At 69.7% G+C, this 17170-nt stretch carries 18 protein-coding genes; 10 read left to right on the top strand and 8 right to left on the bottom strand.

All coding sequences use genetic code 11. The features are described from left to right. Window positions 1-13 precede the first annotated feature (13 nt). The 3 genes from ACYVF7_RS14930 to ACYVF7_RS14920 form a co-directional block, all read right to left on the bottom strand. A complete protein-coding gene (locus ACYVF7_RS14930; RefSeq protein WP_460339899.1) occupies window positions 14-1450 on the bottom strand; it encodes an NF041680 family putative transposase in 1437 nt (478 codons plus the stop codon). A 225-nt stretch (window positions 1451-1675) separates the two neighbouring features. After that, window positions 1676-2521 (bottom strand): hypothetical protein, encoded by an 846-nt coding sequence (locus tag ACYVF7_RS14925; protein ID WP_460339897.1) that lies wholly within the window; start codon window positions 2519-2521, stop codon window positions 1676-1678. A gap of 94 nt (window positions 2522-2615) precedes the next feature. Beyond that, the gene (locus ACYVF7_RS14920; protein ID WP_460339894.1) at window positions 2616-3887 is read right to left on the bottom strand and encodes a phenylacetate--CoA ligase family protein; all 1272 of its coding nucleotides are present in this window, start codon (window positions 3885-3887) and stop codon (window positions 2616-2618) included. Window positions 3888-4069: 182 nt separating this feature from the next. Here ACYVF7_RS14920 and ACYVF7_RS14915 point away from each other — a divergent pair, with 182 nt between their 5' ends. From ACYVF7_RS14915 to ACYVF7_RS14905, 3 genes are all read left to right on the top strand, one after another. Then, window positions 4070-5101 (top strand): M48 family metallopeptidase, encoded by a 1032-nt coding sequence (locus ACYVF7_RS14915; protein WP_460339892.1) that lies wholly within the window; start codon window positions 4070-4072, stop codon window positions 5099-5101. 158 nt (window positions 5102-5259) lie between these two features. After that, window positions 5260-6432 carry an ROK family transcriptional regulator gene (locus ACYVF7_RS14910; protein WP_460339890.1) on the top strand — a complete coding sequence of 391 codons (1173 nt, stop codon included), beginning with the start codon at window positions 5260-5262 and terminating at the stop codon, window positions 6430-6432. Window positions 6433-6550: 118 nt separating this feature from the next. Continuing rightward, window positions 6551-8797: a glycoside hydrolase family 3 N-terminal domain-containing protein gene (locus tag ACYVF7_RS14905; RefSeq protein ID WP_460339888.1), complete on the top strand. Its 2247-nt coding sequence runs from the start codon at window positions 6551-6553 to the stop codon at window positions 8795-8797. 76 nt (window positions 8798-8873) lie between these two features. Here ACYVF7_RS14905 and ACYVF7_RS14900 read toward each other — a convergent pair whose 3' ends face one another. Beyond that, entirely contained in the window at window positions 8874-9263 is a 390-nt protein-coding gene (locus ACYVF7_RS14900; protein WP_460339886.1) for a PPOX class F420-dependent oxidoreductase, read from the bottom strand. A 117-nt stretch (window positions 9264-9380) separates the two neighbouring features. Next, entirely contained in the window at window positions 9381-10034 is a 654-nt protein-coding gene (locus tag ACYVF7_RS14895) for a CatB-related O-acetyltransferase (protein WP_460339884.1), read from the bottom strand. Between the two features lie 92 nt (window positions 10035-10126). Here ACYVF7_RS14895 and ACYVF7_RS14890 point away from each other — a divergent pair, with 92 nt between their 5' ends. Continuing rightward, window positions 10127-10777, top strand: coding sequence for a TetR/AcrR family transcriptional regulator (locus ACYVF7_RS14890; protein WP_460339882.1), 651 nt, complete (start codon window positions 10127-10129; stop codon window positions 10775-10777). A gap of 122 nt (window positions 10778-10899) precedes the next feature. On the opposite strand, the gene ACYVF7_RS14885 is transcribed toward ACYVF7_RS14890, so the two are convergent. Further along, entirely contained in the window at window positions 10900-11358 is a 459-nt protein-coding gene (locus tag ACYVF7_RS14885) for an ATP-binding protein (RefSeq protein ID WP_460339880.1), read from the bottom strand. 149 nt (window positions 11359-11507) lie between these two features. Between ACYVF7_RS14885 and ACYVF7_RS14880 the strand changes: the two genes are divergently transcribed. Beyond that, the gene (locus tag ACYVF7_RS14880) at window positions 11508-12341 is read left to right on the top strand and encodes a helix-turn-helix domain-containing protein (protein WP_460339878.1); all 834 of its coding nucleotides are present in this window, start codon (window positions 11508-11510) and stop codon (window positions 12339-12341) included. Further along, window positions 12296-12439, top strand: coding sequence for a DUF397 domain-containing protein (locus tag ACYVF7_RS14875; protein WP_460339876.1), 144 nt, complete (start codon window positions 12296-12298; stop codon window positions 12437-12439). Before ACYVF7_RS14880 ends, ACYVF7_RS14875 begins: the two co-directional genes overlap by 46 nt. Before the next feature lie 51 nt (window positions 12440-12490). On the opposite strand, the gene ACYVF7_RS14870 is transcribed toward ACYVF7_RS14875, so the two are convergent. After that, window positions 12491-13756: an MFS transporter gene (locus ACYVF7_RS14870; protein WP_460339874.1), complete on the bottom strand. Its 1266-nt coding sequence runs from the start codon at window positions 13754-13756 to the stop codon at window positions 12491-12493. Between the two features lie 109 nt (window positions 13757-13865). Between ACYVF7_RS14870 and ACYVF7_RS14865 the strand changes: the two genes are divergently transcribed. Together ACYVF7_RS14865 and ACYVF7_RS14860 are read left to right on the top strand one after the other, a co-directional pair. Next, window positions 13866-14231, top strand: coding sequence for a LysR family transcriptional regulator (locus tag ACYVF7_RS14865; RefSeq protein WP_460357925.1), 366 nt, complete (start codon window positions 13866-13868; stop codon window positions 14229-14231). Next, entirely contained in the window at window positions 14141-14767 is a 627-nt protein-coding gene (locus ACYVF7_RS14860) for a LysR family transcriptional regulator substrate-binding protein (RefSeq protein ID WP_460357922.1), read from the top strand. The genes ACYVF7_RS14865 and ACYVF7_RS14860 overlap by 91 nt, the downstream gene beginning before the upstream one ends. Here ACYVF7_RS14860 and ACYVF7_RS14855 read toward each other — a convergent pair. Then, the gene (locus ACYVF7_RS14855) at window positions 14733-15068 is read right to left on the bottom strand and encodes an ArsR/SmtB family transcription factor (protein WP_460339872.1); all 336 of its coding nucleotides are present in this window, start codon (window positions 15066-15068) and stop codon (window positions 14733-14735) included. The two genes, ACYVF7_RS14860 and ACYVF7_RS14855, sit on opposite strands and share 35 nt — an antisense overlap. Before the next feature lie 79 nt (window positions 15069-15147). On the opposite strand from ACYVF7_RS14855, the gene ACYVF7_RS14850 reads away from it, so the two are divergent. Together ACYVF7_RS14850 and ACYVF7_RS14845 are read left to right on the top strand one after the other, a co-directional pair. After that, window positions 15148-16212: a GDSL-type esterase/lipase family protein gene (locus ACYVF7_RS14850; protein WP_460339870.1), complete on the top strand. Its 1065-nt coding sequence runs from the start codon at window positions 15148-15150 to the stop codon at window positions 16210-16212. A 161-nt stretch (window positions 16213-16373) separates the two neighbouring features. Further along, entirely contained in the window at window positions 16374-17135 is a 762-nt protein-coding gene (locus ACYVF7_RS14845; RefSeq protein ID WP_460339868.1) for a polysaccharide deacetylase family protein, read from the top strand. Window positions 17136-17170 lie beyond the last annotated feature (35 nt).

The following is a 17170-nucleotide window of genomic DNA, read 5'->3' as shown; positions in this document are numbered from 1 at the left end:
CTTAGCTTGTTCTTTAACCTGCCTGGCCGAAGCGGGCGGTGAGGGTTTTCTCGCGTTTGATCGTTTTGCCGACGTCGTGGACGGGTGCTGGGCGGTGGTTCTTTGAGCCTGGTGGCCTGCCCGGGCCGGGTTTTGAGGGTTTCGGTGCGCTGGCCGGACAGCCGATGGTCGCGCGGATGTTCCGGAAGCCTCGCCGGACGCGGGCCGGGGTGAGCCGGCCTGGTGCGGCGGGTCGTTCCCAGGGGCGCCGGAGGTCTTCGGTGAGGTGTCGAGCGAGCCGGAGTTGGGTGTGGGCGGTGATGACGAGCCAGGTCCACCGGTCGGCGGCCTCGGGCGTGCGGATCTTCGGGGTGGTCCAGCCGAGGGTCTGTTTGAACAGGCGGAAGGTGTGCTCCAGGTCGAATCTGCGCAGGAACGCCTGCCAGAGCCGGTCCAGGTGAGCAGAGCTCGTGCTGGTGGCTGAGGACCATAGCCAGACCGGCTTGGGGTCCCGGTCGCCGGGCAGGTGCTCGACCTGCAGGCGGATTAGCGTTCCTTCGACGATGGGCAGCGGGCCGCCATGCTTCAGCCAGGCGGCGCGGTGGGTCAAACGTGGGTGGAGCCGGTCCCATGACATCGCGGTCGCGGTGCCGTACCGGGTGGTCTGGGTGGTCGTGGTGTGGTGCGGGGCGGGCCAGGTGGCGGTGTCGCCGAGCGCGAACTCCCCGCCGTGCTTGGGCGGACGGCCGATGAAGTGAGGGTCGCGGGGCGGCGCGGGCAGCCGCAGCACTCGATCCGAACGAATCCGGCCCAGCAACTCCACGGGCAGGTCGGCCAGCAGGAAAGCCAGCCGGGTGACGTCGTATCCGGCATCGGCCACGATCACGATGTCTGGATCTCCCGCCTTCCATTGGCCGGCGTCCAGGAGCCGTTCGATGACCTGGCGGAGCTGGGCGGCGGTGACGGCGGTGGCGTCATCAACCGGGCCGAGCCGGACCACATCCAGCACCGCCGTCCAGGAGGTGCGGCCAGTCTCCAACGCGGCCACGAACGAGTACGGCCAGCCCGGAACGAACTGCGACTGGGTCTTGGCCCGCCCATAGACGTGGCAGAACAGCCGGTCCGCGCTGGTCGCCGCGTCCGGCCGCAGCCACGGGGACACATCCACCGCCAGCACGATCCGGCCATCGGCGGCTCGCGGCAGTGGCAGCGCCGATAGCGCCCACCGCAGCCTGGCCACGTCCACGCGGCCGGAGTTCAACCCGTCATACAACGCGCCGTGTCCACGGCGATGCTCTGGCGTCAGCGTCAGGTCGACCAGCGACCTGACCGCTCCATCGGCGCACAGCAGCGCATCGGTGAGCTCGAACAGCGCGTCCGCTCGGGCGGTCAGGCAGTTATAGAAATCGCCCCGGAATCGGGACAACACGGGCAAGGACTCGACGCGAGCAGCGTCATCCAGCAGACTCATCCTCACGGCCTTGGCTTGATCATCAGCGTCTCGACAGCGCACATGATCAACCCAAGGCCGCTCTGCTGTCCGCCGAACACCAAAACCCCCGGCCGGCTCAACGAGCCGACCGAGGGTGCAGGTTAAAGAACAAGCTTAGTGAGCGTTTGGATCGGTCCTGATCGCACGCCCCTCCTTGCGGGCTCGACCACGCCCGCGCGGAGCGGGCGCCGACCGCGCCGCCGGTCAGTGCTCAGCGGCGTTCCGCAGGGCGAGCGTCGTCGCCCCGAGGGTGACGGTGTCCGAACTGAGAGGCGTCAGCACCATGCCCACGACCGAGCCGTCGGCCCAGGCGCAGGCGGAACTCGCCCCCGTCGCCCCCTTCCCGCAGCGCAGGACGCCGCCGAGGGGTCCCGCCGGAAAGTCACTGGTGTCCGTGACCCCCATACCCAGGAACATGGAGTCGACCTCTTCTGAGGCCGAACGGGACTGCAGCTCCGCGCGGAGCTGGGGGATGTCGTCGCCCGACATGCCGACGAAGACGAGGGGCTGCTGGGTATCGCCCTTCTTGAGGTAAATGGCGATCTTGGCCTTGGCGTAGACCGCCGCGGTGGTGCCCGTGCCGTTGCCCATCGACTTGCGCATGTTCTGGATCATCCGGTCGGCGACGCTGCCCGTGATGCGCTTGTAGTCGCCGATCGACGCGGGGACGGCGATGGAGCGCGGGCTGTCCGTCGGCGAGGCCTCCGGAGCGCTCGACGACGCGGACGGTGCCGCCGTGGCCGCGCCGGGCTTCTGCTTGTCCCCGGACGACGACAGCCCGATGAGGATGGCGAGCCCTCCGAAGACGACGACGGCACCCGCGGTGGACAGCGCGATGATCAGGCCGGCGCGGCTCTTCCTGGGCGGCATCGGAGGGGGTCCGTACGGCTGCCACGGCCCAGGACCGCCCGGCGGTGGGCCACCCCCTGGCACCGTGCCGCCACCGCCCGGCATCGGCCCGCCGTAGTACGGCGCTCCGCCGTACGGTTGCGGCGGGGTGCCCCATCCCGAGTTCTGATACTCGGGCCCGCCGCCCTGCCCACTCGTCATGTTCTCGCCTTACCTGACTTATCTGTTATTTATGAAGAACTTTAACAGTTAATTGTTCGCCTTCCATAGCGAATACCTGCCAGGCCCGGACGAATTAGTCGAGCCCCGGGAGCGGTGGTTCGCCCGATTCCCAGGTCACGACACGGACCGCCTTACCGACCTCCACGCGCGGAATGGTCCCGGCCGGCAGAACGCGCACGTCGCACGACACGCCCAGCTCGGCCGACAGCTCGTCCGACAGCCCCGGCCCGGCCCCTTCGCAGGCGACGAGGATCCGCGCCATCGCCTTCCGGCGGTCGACGACGACCTGGTAGTGCGGGGAGGCGTGCCGCAGGACGACGGTCTCGATCTCCCGTGGGAAGACGTTCACGCCGCGGATCACGAGCATGTCGTCGCGGCGGCCGAGCACCTTGCTCATGCGGACGAGCGTGCGCCCGCACGGGCAGGGGTCGTGGGACAGGGAGGCGACGTCGCCGGTGCGGTACCGCAGCAGCGGCATGGCCTCCTTCGGCGTGCTGAACACCAGCTCCCCCGGCGTTCCGTCCGGGACCGGCGCACCCGTGGCGTCCACCGCCTCGACGAGGAAATGGTCCTCATTGACGTGCAGCCCGGAACGTTCGAGGCACTCGGTGGCCACCCCCGGGCCGATGATCTCCGACAGGCCGTAGACGTCCAGCGCCGCCAGGCCGAGCAGGTCCTCGATGGTCGAACGGAGCCCCTCCGACCACGGCTCCGCCCCGAACAGGCCCGCCTTGAGGTGCAGCTCGACGCCCGCCTCGCGCGCCGCCTCCCCGAGCCGTACGGCATAGGACGGCGTGCACGTCAGGATGTCGGGTCGCAGGTCGGCGAGCAGGCGGAGCTGGCGCTCGGTCATGCCGCCCGACATCGGGACCACGGTGACGCCCAGGGCGATCGCTCCCTGGTGGATGCCGATGCCGCCGGTGAACAGCCCGTACCCGTACGCGTTGTGGACCACGCTGCCGGGTGCGGCCCCCGCGCAGGCCAGCGACCGCGCGCACATCTGCGCCCACAGCGTCAGGTCACGGCGCGTGTACGCGACGAGGGTCGGCCGTCCTCCGGTGCCGCTGGAGCCGTGCACGGCGGCGACCTCCTCCATCGGCACGGCGAGCATGCCGTACGGGTAGGAGTCCCACAGGTCCTGCTTGGTGGTGAAGGGCAGGTGGTGCAGGTCGTCGAGCGTGACGTCCGGGCCGCCGGCGACGCCGGCCTCCCGCAGCCGCCGGCCCTGCAGGCCGTCCGCGGCGATCAGCCGGTCGATCAGGTCGCGCAGCCGGCGTTGGCGCACCGTGGTGAGCTCGTCGCGCGACATCGTCTCCGCGGGCACCGGCCCGTATGACTCCGCCATGGTGGGAGTAGATCCCGCCTCGCCCCGCCACGCAAGAGCGCACCGGTCGAAGCCCGCGCCTCCATCGAAGATCCACCGCGCGGGCGCCGTCGCGTGGGGAGCCCGTTCCGTACGGGCCTGTGGTGGGATCGCGATCGGGGAACTCCGGGCCACAACGGCCCGTCAGACATAGCATGCCGAATATGACGAGCAACACGCCTGACCGTTCTCGCACGCGTTTCCCCGGGATCAGTTCCCGCGCCTATGAGCATCCGGCGGACCGGTCGGCGCTCGTCGCCCTCCGGTCGCTCAGCGGCTTCGACACGGTGCTGCGGCGCCTCGCCGGGCTGTTCAGCGAGCGCGCGATCCGCCTGATGTTCCTCGGCGGCACGGTGCGCGCGAGCGAGAGCCAGTACCGCCACCTGTACGACATCATGCGGGACAGCGCCTACATCCTCGACCTTCCCGAGATCCCGGAGCTGTACATCACGCAGGACCCGGCGCCGAACGCCATGACGATCGGCGTCGACAACCCGTTCATCGTCCTCAACACCGGCCTGATCGACCTCCTCGACGACGAGGAGCTGCGGTTCGTCGTCGGGCACGAGGTCGGGCACGTGCTGTCCGGGCACGCGGTGTACCGCACGATGGCCATGATCCTCACGAACCTCGGCGCGCGGATCGCGTGGCTGCCGTTCGGGAACATCGCGATCGCGGCGATCCTCATGGGCCTGAACGAATGGCAGCGCAAGTCGGAGCTGTCGGCGGACCGCGCGGGTCTGCTGGCCGGCCAGGACGCCGAGGCGGCCAAGCGGGCGCTGATGAAGCTCGCGGGCGGCGCGCGGCTGTCGGAGATGGACGCCGAGTCGTTCCTGGAGCAGGCGCGGGAGTACGACGCGGCCGGCGACGTCCGCGACGGTCTGCTGAAGTTCCTCAACCTGCTGAACCGCTCGCACCCGTACGCCGTGATCCGGTTCGCCGAGCTCGAGCACTGGGCCCGCGACGGCGAGTACGCCCGGATCCTCGGCGGCGACTACGAGCGGCGCGCGGACGACTCGAGCGCCTCGATCTCCGAGGAGATCAAGAACGCCGCCAAGGCCTACCAGGAGTCGTGGAACCGCAGCGCGGACCCGTTCATCGGCGCGGTGAAGGGGGTCGCCGAAGGGGCCGTCAACGCGGGCGAGAAACTCTTCGGCCGGTTCGGCCGGGGCGCGGACGAGAACCAGCAGAACTGACCCGGCCGGGGCGGCCTCAGCCGGGGCGAGGGACGACGGCCGCCAGAACTGAGCCTGCCGGGGCGGCCTCGGCCGAAGCCGCTCCCGGCCTTTGGCGTGAGCGGCATGGCGTTTCCGCGTAACCTTGGGTTCACTTCTTGAACACGCTAGGGGACTCCATGCCGAGGCCAGGCTCGTCCACGACCCCGGGTTCACAGTCGTCGCTCCGAGAGGCGAACCAGCGGCGGGTGATCCAGGCGGTGCGGTCCGCCGAAGCGCCCACCCAGGCCGAGATCGCCCGCAGCACGGGGCTCTCGCGGGCCACCGTCTCCAACATCGTGCGGAAACTCGCGGCGGACGGGGTGCTCGTCACGACGCCGACGTCGGCGGGCGGCCGACGGGCCCGCGCGGTGTCCCTGGCGCCCGCCGCCGGGCTGGCCGTCGGCGTGGACTTCGGCCACTCGCACCTGCGCGTGGCGGTCGGCAACCTCGCCCGCGAGGTCGTCGCCGAGCGGGCGATGCCCCTGGACGTCGGGGCGTCGGCGGCCGACGGGCTCGGGGCTGCCGAGCGCCTGATGGACGAGCTGCTCGCCACCGTCGACGCGACGCGGGCCGACGTGACGGGGATCGGGCTCGGCGTGCCGGGCCCGATCGACGCGGCCGGCGGCACCCTCGGATCCAGCACCATCCTGCCCGGTTGGGCCGGCATCGAGGCGGCCAGGGAGGCCCGGCGACGTTTCGGCCGCCCGGTGCACGTGGACAACGACGCCAACCTCGGCGCGCTGGCCGAGGTGACGTGGGGCGCCGCGCGCGGCCACGCCGACGCCGCGTACATCAAGATCAGCACCGGGGTCGGGGCGGGCATCGTCATCGGCGGCCGCGTGTACCACGGGCCGGGCGGGACGGCCGGCGAGATCGGGCACATCACGCTGAACGAGGACGGCCCCATGTGCCGCTGCGGCAACCGCGGCTGCCTGGAGACCTACGCCGGCGGCCGCTACCTCGCCGAGCTGCTGCGGCCGACCCACGGCGACGGCCTGACGACGGCACGGATCGTGGAGCTGGCGCTGTCCGGCGACGCCCCGTGCCGGCGGGCGGTCGGCGACGCCGGACGATACGTCGGCACGGGTGTGGCCAGCCTGTGCAACCTGCTCAATCCCCGTCTGGTCGTGGTCGGCGGCGACCTGGCCCGGGCCGAGAACCTCCTGCTGGAGCCCATGCTGGAGGCCGTACGGCGCTCGGCCGTCTCCAGCGCCGCCGCGCTCGTGTCGATCGTGCCCGGCGTGCTGGGTGATCGGGCGGAGGTGCTCGGGGCGTTGGCGCTGGTCATGAACGCGTGGGAAACCGTTTAACTAGTGAACGCAAATGGCATACTTCGGCCAGTTCTTAATTCAGGTCTTGATTTGATCTTGGTGTTGGGTCTTTGATCACAGGGCTTCGTCCCTCCTGACCCCGCCTGGAGCACGCTTCATGAGACTCCGGATCAAGGCTGCCCGTATCGGGACGGCCCTGGCGATCACCGTGTCAGGCCTGGCCCTGACCGCGACCGGTGCCAGCAGCGCCCAGTCGCCCTACCTCGACCCGCACGCCTCCGTCTCCACCCGCGTCGCCGACCTCCTCAAGCGCATGACGATCGAGGAGAAGGTCGGCCAGCTCGCCCAGCCCGCCGTCGTGAACATGCAGGGCGACTGCCAGTGGTCCGGCGGCGCCCTGACCGAATCCTGCATGCAGCACGTCCTCGGCGACCTGAAGGTCGGCTCGGTGCTGTCCGGGGGTGGTGAGACCCCGGTGAAGAACACCCCGAAGGACTGGGCCGAGATGGTGAACACGGTCCAGAAGTACGCCATCGACCACTCGCGGCTGCACATCCCGATCGTGTACGGCGTGGACGCGGTGCACGGGCACAACAACGTGCTCGGCGCGACGAAGTTCCCCCAGCAGATCGGCGTCGGCGCGACGTGGGACACGCAGCTCTCCCAGGCGATGGGCGAGTCGACGGCCAAGGCGGTCAAGGCCACCGGACCGCAGTGGGACTTCGCGCCGGTCCAGGACATCTCGCGTGACACCCGCTGGGGCCGCTACTACGAGACCTACTCCGAGGACCCCTACCTCGCGGGCGCGCTCGGCGCGGCCAACGTGCAGGGCCTGCAGAAGTCCGGCGAGGTCAGCGCGACGGTGAAGCACTTCGCCGGGTACTCCCAGCCGTTCGCCGGCCATGACCGCACCGAGGCCCACCTGGACCCGCGCTACTTCCAGGACACGTTCCTGCCGTCGTACAAGGCGGCCGTGGACGCGGGCGCCGACACGGTGATGGTCAACTCCGGCTCGATCAACGGCATCCCGGCGCACGCGTCGCACTACCTGCTCACCGACCTGCTGCGCCGCCAGTGGGGCTTCAAGGGCGTCGTGGTCAGCGACTGGAACGACGTCGACAGCCTGCGCACGGCGTACCACCTGACCGACACCTACGCGGGCGCGGTGGCCATCGCGATCAACGCGGGCGTCGACATGGGCATGCTGCCGCCCGGTGAGGTCGACGGGTTCGTGCAGGGCCTGCTGGACGACGTCAAGACCGGCAAGGTCACCAAGCGCCGCCTCGACGAGGCCGTGTCCCGGGTCCTCGCCCTGAAGTTCAAGCTCGGCCTGTTCGAGCACCCGTACGTCGACCCGTCCAAGGCCGACGCGACCGTACTGGGCGCGGACAAGGACCTGGCCGTACGGGCCGGGACCGAGTCGCAGACCCTGCTGAAGAACGACGGCAACGTGCTGCCGCTGTCGACCGGCACCGGCAAGGTCGTCGTGACCGGCCCGAGCGCCGACTCGATCCCCAACCAGAACGGCGGCTGGACCATCCAGTGGCAGGGCATCCCCGACGGCGTGAACGACCCGGGTGTGACCGTCTACCAGGGCATCAAGAACGTCATCGGCGACCACGCCAAGCTCGTCTCGAAGGCCGACGACGCGGTCGATGAGACCAAGAACGCGGACGCGGCGATCGTGGTCGTGGGCGACAAGCCCGGCGCCGAGGGCGTCAACGACCAGGAGCAGCCCGAGCTCGCCGCCGACCAGCAGGACCTCGTCGACCGACTGCAGGCCACTGGCAAGCCGGTGATCGTGGTGGTCGTCGCCGACCGGCCGCTGGTGCTCGGCAAGGCTGCCGACGCCAAGCAGCTGCTCATGGCGTGGCTGCCCGGCAGCGAGGGCGGCACCGCCGTGGCGAACGTCCTGTTCGGCAAGGCCAACCCGAGCGGCCGGCTCCCGGTGTCCTGGCCGAAGACCACCGGCGACGAGCCGATGTTCTACCAGCAGCTGCCGGGCACCAACGGCGGCACCAGCTCCGGCTACGACCCGCTGTTCGCGTTCGGCGCGGGCCTGTCCTACACGACGTACGCGGTGCAGGGCGTGACCGTCTCCGGCGGGAGCACGGTCAAGGTGTCGGTGAAGGTCGCCAACACCGGTTCACGGGACGGCGACTTCGTGGTGCCGGTGTTCGCCCAGCAGCCGGTCAGCCGGATCGTCGCCCCGCCGAACCGCCTCGTCGCCTTCACCCGAGTGCCGCTCAAGGCGGGCCAGTCGACCACCGTGTCGCTGTCCTTCCCCCGGTCCCGCCTCGCGGTGACCCAGGGCGACATCGACGGCTCCGGCACCCGCGCGGTGCTTCCGGGCCTGTACAAGATCGTGGCCGGCGACAAGTCCGCCGACCTGACGATCGGCTGACCGGACCGGCCGTAGGCCGCGACTGATCAGGCGGAGGCCGCGGGGAGATCATCGATCCCCCCGCGGCCTTCGCGTGTCATACCGAACGGCTCGCTCGCGGCCCGTCGAGATTCCACGAGACGATCTTGGTGGGGGTGATCCTGATCATCTCTCGGGACATGCCGGGCACCGGTGGCTCCTGGTCGGTCAGCGCCACTGCCCGGCCCCGGATCTCGATGCCCCGGGGCGCCCAGGGATCGACCGTCGCCAGGTCGTCCACGACGAACGCGACCGTGCTGCCCTGCTGGACGTTCCGGAACTTCTTCGACCTGCCCATCGCGCCCCCGCCGATGAAGATCGTGCCGGTGCCGGCGTCGAGGTGGAAATTGGTCGGGTTGTTCTGCACCTGGCCGTCGGGCGCGACGGTGGCCAGCCGCCCGATGGGCTGGGTGGCCAGGTAGTCGAGTTCGGCCTGGGTGAAGGTCATATGTGGCGGTCCTTCCGTTAGATGTCGTCGGCCACGGTAGAGGTCGAAGTGCTGAGGATGCCGTCGAACGCGTCGAGGACGGGAGTGTGCACGTAGGCGCTCTGTATCCGGATCCGGTCAGCCCCCGACGCCGTCGGGGGCCGCGTTCTCCAGGTCGTCGATGCTTCCGGACATGATCGTGCGGAGATGCTCGGTGATGTGCTGGAGCGGCCAGTCCCACCAGGCCAGGGCCAGGAGGCGGTCGATGTCCGCGTCGCTGTAGCGGCGGCGGATGAGCCGGGCCGGGTTGCCACCGACGATGCCGTAGTCGGGGACGTCGTCGACGACGACGGAGCCGGAGGCGATGACCGCTCCGTGGCCGATGCGGACGCCGGGCATCACCGCGGCCCGGTAGCCGAGCCAGACGTCGTTGCCGACCACGGTGTCGCCCCGTCCGGGCAGGCCGGTGATGAGGTCGAAGTGCTCGGCCCAGGAACCACCCATGATCGGGAACGGGAACGTCGAGGGGCCGTCCATGCGGTGGTTGGCGCCGTTCATGATGAACCGCACGCCTTCGGCCAGCGCGCAGAACTTCCCGATGACGAGCTTCTCCGGCCCGTAGTGGTACAGCACGTTACGGGTCTCGAAGGCGGTCGGGTCATCCGGATCGTCGTAGTAGGAGAACTCCCCGACCTCGATCAGCGGCGAGGTGATCAGCGGCTTCAGCAGCACCACCCGCGGCTGCTCGGGCATTGGATGGACCACGGTCGGGTCGGCGGGAACGGCCGGCATCACGAATCGTTTCCTATACTCCACTAGTGCGACAATTGATGCATTAAGATACTGCCACGACGCCGTCCCACCGAGCAACCGGACCACCAGCGATGACTGCCCCAGCACCACGACCAGAGGACGCCCAGTCCGCACCGCCGCCCCGGCGCCGCCCCGGCGGCCGTACCGCCCGTATCCGTACGCAGGTGCTCGACGCGGTCCTCGCGGAGCTCGGCGAACGCGGTTATGACGGGCTCACCATGGACGCCGTCGCCGCCCGCGCGGACGTGAACCGCGCGACGGTGTACCGGCGCTGGGGAGACGTCGGCGGTCTGCTCGCCGACGTCCTGGACGCGGCGAGCGACGACGCCTGGGAGCCCCCGGACACCGGCTCTCTGAAAGAGGACCTGGCGGCCCTGAACCATGAGATCCAGGACGCGCTGACCGCACAGCCGCCGATCGTGGCGGCCCTGATCGCCGCCTCGTTCCGCTCCGAGAAGGCCGCCCACGCCCAACAGCGGCTCTGGGACGACCGGTACGCCCGCTGCGAGATCGTCGTCGACCGAGCCATCCGTCGCGGCGAACTCCCGCCGAACATCGACGCTCGGCGACTGCTCATCGCCGCCACCGCGCCGATGTACCACCACCTGGTGCTTCTGCGTACGCCACCCGACCCGCACCTGCCCGACCACGCGGCCGGCACCGCCGTTCTCGCCGCATCCGCCGGCGCCTTCGCCGAACCCCCGTCAGCCGGCGACACCTGACGGGCCCATCGCCCCTCCCGCTTCGACGCCGGAGGACCGCGGCGCCCCAGCTCCTTGTTGTGTCGCCGCCGCGACATGATCCCTGGTCATTGCTGCTGCTACAGCGCAGTGAATGCAAGGAATCAAGAACGGTCAATCGAAGGAAGGCGAGCCCATACGATCTTTCCGCCGCCGCTCATTTTCGGTATCCGCCTGGAGCCCCAGCTCTGAGCGAGCCGGGAGACGATGAAAAGTCCTTTTCCGCTCGTGGAGAGGATGAATTCGTCGCCTTCGGCGAGGGTTCGAGGCTTGGGAAGTGTCCAGGATGGATCCCAGACCTCGATGAGAGGGCTGCCGGCGTTCCAACAGAGCATGAGCTTGAAGAAGTCCGCCGTGGGAACATGGACGTAGGCGTTGGTGATGAATTCCGACGCGATCAGGGTCGCGTCGTCCACCAGGTCAGGACGCTTCATCACGATCATGCGGTGCTCGATGAAGGTACGAGCGATGTCAGCGGCCTGAGGCACCGGCCGAAGAGTCACGACGGTCTTCCGGTCACTGCCGTCCATCACCGTCTCGATCGAGCTCGCCAGTGCATCCACGGCCACCCACCTCCATCTGCCATATTTCAGGCCGTTCGGTCCATTCCGGGTTATTTCTGAGTCTTTCCAGGTCCATCCGGATGCGCTCATGCGCGCTGACGGAAAGTCTGAACCGAAGTGGCGGAGAGGCGTAATCTCTCCAGGAGACGTTGGAGAGATTCGGGGGGCAGATGACTGAGGGAATAAAGCTGGATCCGGACTCTGATCCGTGGGATAAGATCACAATCGACCTGCAGTTCCATGCCAAGAAGTCCAATATGTCATATAAACATATTGCGAGACTGCTGGGACGTAGCTATTCCAATGTCTCCAACATCATGACCGGGCGCCGGAGAATCAAGGAGGAGGACGCGGAGAAGCTAGATGCCCACTGGGAGCTAGGCCAGCACTTCACTTGGCTGCTCAAGCAGGCCAGGAGGCAGGCTAACCAAGATCGAGAGTGGTTCAAGGCGTACCTGAATCACGAGGCCGCAGCAGACACGATCAAGACCTACGAAGCCTTGGCTATACCCGGACTGTTCCAACTCCCCGAGTACGCTGGCGCCCTGATCAGGGCACTAGGTACCGAAGACGTCGAAGAACAGGTGGCCAGGAGAATGGCCAGGCAGGTCATCCTCAGCAAGCGGTCGGCACCAGCCATCTGGGCCCTGATCTCGCAGAACGCGCTCGACTGGCCTGTTGGCGGGCCTGAGCTAATGCGCAACCAGCTCGCACACCTCCTCGAACTGGCACAGCTACCTAATGTGGGTATCAGGGTGGTGCCCCGGAGCGCCGGGGCACATGCAGGGTTCAGCGGAAGCTTCACTCTCCTCTTCGGAGAGTCCGGAGATGTCGCCCACACTGAAGCCTCAGGCAGAGGACGTCTTGTAGAGTCTCCATCTGAAGTTCGGGAGTACTGGGACAGATACGATCGAATCGGCCAATCAGCATTGCCGGAATGCGCATCACTCGAACTGATCGAGAAGTTGATGAAGGAGCTGTGATGCAGAGACTCATCACGGACGATGGCTGGCAGAAGTCCTCCCGTAGTGGGAACGAAGGTACGAGCAACTGCGTCGAAGTCAGGCTGCAAGACGTCTGATTGACCGAACCCGAAGAACCCACGACGTTGGAGTCGTGGGTTCTTCGAGCATCAGGAGCGGCGGCCGCCGATCGCCAGGATGAGCCCGGCGACCAGGCAGAGGGCCGCCGCCACGGCGAACGCCGTACCGGCCGCGAGGCCGCCCATCACAGCGACGCCCAGCGTGGCGCCGACCTGGCGTACCGCGTTGAGCAGACCGCTCGCGACGCCGGCCGCGCCCTCGGGCGCCGCCTGCACGACTCCCGTGACCAGGGCGGGCAGGGAGAACGACACGCCGGAGCCGAGCAGGAGCATGCCCAGCCACGGAATCGGAGTGGCCGCGAGGCAGCCGAGGGTCAGCAGGGTCAGCCCGGCCAGGACCGGCGGACGCGGTCCGTACCTGGCGACCAGCCGGCCGGTGACCAGCGGATTGAACGCCGTCGGCAGCGTCAGCGGCAGGAAGGCCAGGCCGGTGGCCACCGGTCCCAGGTGACGCTGCAAGGACAGCGTCAGCACGAACAGGCCGCCCGACAGCGCGAAGTTCACCGCCGCGCCCGCGATGAGGCCCCGGCGCACGCCCGGCTCGGCCACCACCGCGCCCGGGACGGCCGGCGACGCGCTGCGCCGCTCCACGACGACCATGACCACGGCGAGGACGGCGGCCGCGATCGCGGAGACGACGCGCCGGTCGACGATGGCGTCGGTGAGCACCGCCAGGAAGGCGCAGGCCACGAGTTGCGCCCGCCAGTCGATGGCCCGCCCGGTCGCGGGCACCCGGATGTCGCGGACGAGCACGAGGCTCAGCAGCGCCACCGGGACGTTCACGACGAACACCGCCCGCCACCCGCCGACCGACACCAGCAGACCGCCCGTGACCGGACCGGCCGCCAGCGCGCAGCCGGTGATCGCCGCCCAGGCGCCGAGGGCACGACCGCGCTCGGCCGGAACGGGGTACAGCCGGGTGATGATCGCCAGTGAGCTCGGCAGGCACAGCGCGCCCGCCGCGCCGAGCAGGGCGCGCAGGACGACGAGGACGGCCAGGTTCGGCGCCGCCGCGCTGAGCAGAGACACCAGGCCGAACGCGGCGACGCCTGCGGCGAACGTCCGGTGCGCGCCGAACCGGTCCGACACCGCGCCCGCGGTCGGCAGCAGCGCGGCGAAGGTCACCGTGTACCCGGTGACCGCCCACTGCAGCCCGGCGACCCCGCCGCCGAGCGAGGCGCGCAGGTCCGGGAGGGCGACGGTCAGGACGGTGGTGTCGAGCAGGACCATGAAATAACCGAGCGACAGGCCGAACAGCCGGCTCGCCCGGGACATCGTGACGGTTTCGGAAACCACGTGCGACTCCAGGAGAGAATGGGATGCGCCCACCCTCACGTCGCCCGTCCGCCTCCTCCACCGGCGATGGCGAACCCCTCGTTCGGCGAAACCGAAAGGCCAGGTCAGCGTGGAACTCCGGCAGTTGCGCACCTTCCTCGCCGTCGCCGTCGAAGGGACGGTCACCGACGCGGCGATCGCGGTCGAGCTCGCCCCCTCCTCGGTCTCGGAGCAGGTACGCGCGCTGGAGCGGTCGCTCGGCGTCGCCCTGTTCGACCGGACGCCGGAGGGCATGCGGCTCACCGAGGCCGGGCGGCGGATGACGGTCTGGGCCCGGCGGCTCCTCGACCAGGCCGACCAGGCGCGGCGCGAGGTGACCGGCCGGCCGTCGTACGGCTCGGGGCCCTGGAGACGCTGGCCGCCACGCTGGTCCCCGGCATCGTCGCCCGGCTCGCGGCCCGCCGGCCGGACCTGGGCGTCGAGGTCGCGCCACTGAACCGCCGGGAGATCCTCACCGGCATCGACGCGGGATCCCTCGACGCCGGACTGCTCCTGGACAGCGGGCCGGCGCTGGGCGGCCTCGGATTCGACGCGCCCGCGCGGCTGGACTTCCTCGACGTGGAGGACGTGCCGCTGGCGTACGTCGCCGCACCCGGAAATTCCGACGAGCGACTGCTGGTCACGCCTCCCGGCTGTTCGTTCCGTATGGTCGCCGACCGGGTGTTCGGCGTCGACGGCGAGCGCACCGAACTCGCCTCGGTCACCGTGATCCACGGATGGGTGCGCCGGGGCCTCGGCGCGGCCGTGCTGCCGGAGTTCGCCGTCGCCGAGGATCTCGCCTCCGGCGTTCTCGTACGGCATCCGGTGGAGACGCCGGACATCGCGCTGCGCCTCGTCTGGCGGACCGACCGCGAGGAGGCCGTCCGCGACCTGCTGTACGCCGCGGCCGGGGGCGTACGAGACGGCGGAACCACGGCCGCCGTCGCGGAAAGGGCGCTCAGCGGTCGGTCAGGAACGCCTCAGGCGTGTTGAGGACGGTGTCGAGCAGTCCCGGGAAGCAGGCGTCGAGATCCTCACGCCGGACACTGAGGATGCGCTGGGCGCCCTGGACGCGTTCCCGGATGATCCCCGCCTGCCGCAGAACGCGCTGATGGTGGGAGAACGTCGGCTGACTGATCGTCAGGCCCGCAGCGTGGTGCAACTCGACACAGGGTGAGTCGCCGAGGGCCGCGAGGGTCCGGACCGTGGCCAGGCGCACGGGATCGGAGAGGGCCGCGAGCGCCTTCGTCAGCCGCAGGTCCTTTGTCGCCGGGTGCCGGTCGTCCGTCGTCATGCCCGACAGTATATCGACAAGCATCAATCTGATCGGCTAGCGTCAAAGACATTGATTCTCATCGATCTCTGGGGATGTCATGACTTGGACCACCGCCTACCTCACAGCGCTCGGAGACCCGGAGGCGACGCCGCCGTTCATGCCACAACCGCGGTCGTTCTCGGCCCAGACGGTGCTGCAGACCGTACGGCTGCGGCGTGGCGGCAGCGCCCTCCGGCTGGTTCTGAGCAACGAGTTCGGGCACGCGCCGCTGGTCATCGACGAGGTCACCGTGGGTGACGGCGTTCCCGTTCCGTATCAGGGCGAGGCGCGTTGGGAGATCCCGCCGGGTGGGACCGCGACGAGCGACCCGGTCCGGCTGGCCACCGCGGCGGACGAGGAGCTCGAGATCCGGTGCTTCGTGTCCGGCGACGCGGAGCCCGCCGCGTACCTGCACTCGGCCCAGCGAACCGGCACCGTCGAGACCGGCGAGGGCGGCCGCGCCGAGCGGTTCTCGTCGCTCTACTGGATCACCCAGGTCCTGACCGACGCGCCCGCGACCAGCCCGGTCGTGATCGCCTTCGGTGACTCGATCACCCGGGGCGACGGCACGTCCGACGACCTCGATCAGCGCTATCCCGATCACCTGCAGCGCCGGCTGCTCGCCGCCGGGAGGGACGGCGTCGTCCTCAACGCGGGCATCGGCGGTAACCGGCTGCTCGGCCCCCTGTTCGGGCCCACCATGCCCGAGCGGTTCGGCCGCGACGTGCTCGGCGCCCCCGAAGCCACTCACGTCGTGATCATGGGCGGGATCAACGACATCGGCATGGGATCGACCGCCGACGACATCACCGCGGCCCTGTTCGCGCTGGCCCGCAGGGCTCAGGAGCACGGCATCCAGCCCGTTCTGGGCACGCTCACGCCGATCATGGGTAGCGTCTACGAGATGTTCCGAGCCGACGGCAACGAGGACGTGAGGCGAGCCGTCAACCAGGCGATCATCGGTCAACGGGACTGGCCGGTCGCCGACTTCGCCGCCCGGCTGGCCGCCCCGGACGATCCGACCCGGCTCACCCCGGCCTTCGACTCCGGCGACGGCGTCCACCCCGGCGACGCGGGCGCCGGCGCCCTCGCCGCGGCGGTGGACCTGAACCTTCTCAAATGAGACGCGTCGCCGGTTCCAGGATCACCCACGCAGCCGTCGGGCCGTAGTGGCCAGATCCGGCGCGAATAGGTTAAAAAGCGGAAAAGCACCTCACCGAGTGATCCTCTTGATCAGGACACTTCACGGGTTCGCCCCGTTGCTCGTGAAGTGAGGAACCCCCCATGCCCGGAGGAAGACCGGCCGCACTCCGCCGGCCCGTCGCCCTGCTCGGAACCACGACCGCCCTGATCGCCGCCGCCCTCTCCACCACGCCCGCGCACGCCGCACCGCCCACGTCGGCGGCCGGGACCGCGCGGGCCGCGTCCGCGGTGGCCCCGCTCGCCCACGGCGCGGCGGCCCGCGCGGAGACCTCCCCCCAGCGGGCGAAGGTCGTCTACCTGAGCTTCGACGACGGGCCGAGCACGTACACGCCGAAGGTGCTCAAGATCCTCGCCAGGTACGGGGCCCGGGCCACCTTCTTCGAACTCGGCCAGAACGTCACCCGTCACCCGAGCCTCACCAAGAAGGTGGTCGCGCAGGGCGGGAGCGTGCAGAACCACACCTGGTCGCACCCCGACCTGACCAGGGTCTCGGCGAGCGTCTTCCGTTCCCAGGTCCGCCGGACCGACCGGGCGATCCGCGCGGCGACCGGCGTCACTCCGGAGTGCCTGCGCCCGCCGTACGGCGCGGTGAACCACACGGTCCGCGCCCGGGCTCGCGCCCTGCACAAGAAGGTCGTCCTGTGGACCGTCGACCCACAGGACTGGGCGCGTCCGGGCACGTCGGCGATCGTCCATCGGGTCCTCACCCACGTACACCCCGGCTCCGTCGTGCTGATGCACGACGGCGGTGGTAACCGCAGCCAGACCGTCGCGGCGCTACCGGAGATCCTCAAGACGCTGAAGAAGCGCGGCTACACCTTCCGGCTGATCGCCTGCGGCTGAGCCGCCGACGGGTTCACCGCCGCGCTTCCGCGGCC

The sequence above is a fragment of the Actinoallomurus acanthiterrae genome, from assembly GCF_054775715.1.
Note: the sequence above shows the minus strand (reverse complement) of the source record. Positions and strands in the feature narration are given on the sequence as shown.

Bases quoted from the DNA above. Each gene is read 5' to 3' on its own strand.
- ACYVF7_RS14875 (WP_460339876.1), top strand. From the start codon at position 12,296: ATGCGCATCACTCGAACTGATCGAGAAGTTGATGAAGGAGCTGTGATG.
- ACYVF7_RS14890 (WP_460339882.1), top strand. From the start codon at position 10,127: ATGACTGCCCCAGCACCACGACCAGAGGACGCCCAGTCCGCACCGCCG.
- ACYVF7_RS14900 (WP_460339886.1), bottom strand. From the start codon at position 9,263: ATGACCTTCACCCAGGCCGAACTCGACTACCTGGCCACCCAGCCCATC.
- ACYVF7_RS14905 (WP_460339888.1), top strand. From the start codon at position 6,551: ATGAGACTCCGGATCAAGGCTGCCCGTATCGGGACGGCCCTGGCGATC.
- ACYVF7_RS14910 (WP_460339890.1), top strand. From the start codon at position 5,260: ATGCCGAGGCCAGGCTCGTCCACGACCCCGGGTTCACAGTCGTCGCTC.
- ACYVF7_RS14920 (WP_460339894.1), bottom strand. From the start codon at position 3,887: ATGGCGGAGTCATACGGGCCGGTGCCCGCGGAGACGATGTCGCGCGAC.
- ACYVF7_RS14930 (WP_460339899.1), bottom strand. From the start codon at position 1,450: ATGAGTCTGCTGGATGACGCTGCTCGCGTCGAGTCCTTGCCCGTGTTG.
- ACYVF7_RS14845 (WP_460339868.1), top strand. From the start codon at position 16,374: ATGCCCGGAGGAAGACCGGCCGCACTCCGCCGGCCCGTCGCCCTGCTC.
- ACYVF7_RS14895 (WP_460339884.1), bottom strand. From the start codon at position 10,034: ATGCCGGCCGTTCCCGCCGACCCGACCGTGGTCCATCCAATGCCCGAG.
- ACYVF7_RS14855 (WP_460339872.1), bottom strand. From the start codon at position 15,068: ATGACGACGGACGACCGGCACCCGGCGACAAAGGACCTGCGGCTGACG.
- ACYVF7_RS14925 (WP_460339897.1), bottom strand. From the start codon at position 2,521: ATGACGAGTGGGCAGGGCGGCGGGCCCGAGTATCAGAACTCGGGATGG.
- ACYVF7_RS14850 (WP_460339870.1), top strand. From the start codon at position 15,148: ATGACTTGGACCACCGCCTACCTCACAGCGCTCGGAGACCCGGAGGCG.
- ACYVF7_RS14915 (WP_460339892.1), top strand. From the start codon at position 4,070: ATGACGAGCAACACGCCTGACCGTTCTCGCACGCGTTTCCCCGGGATC.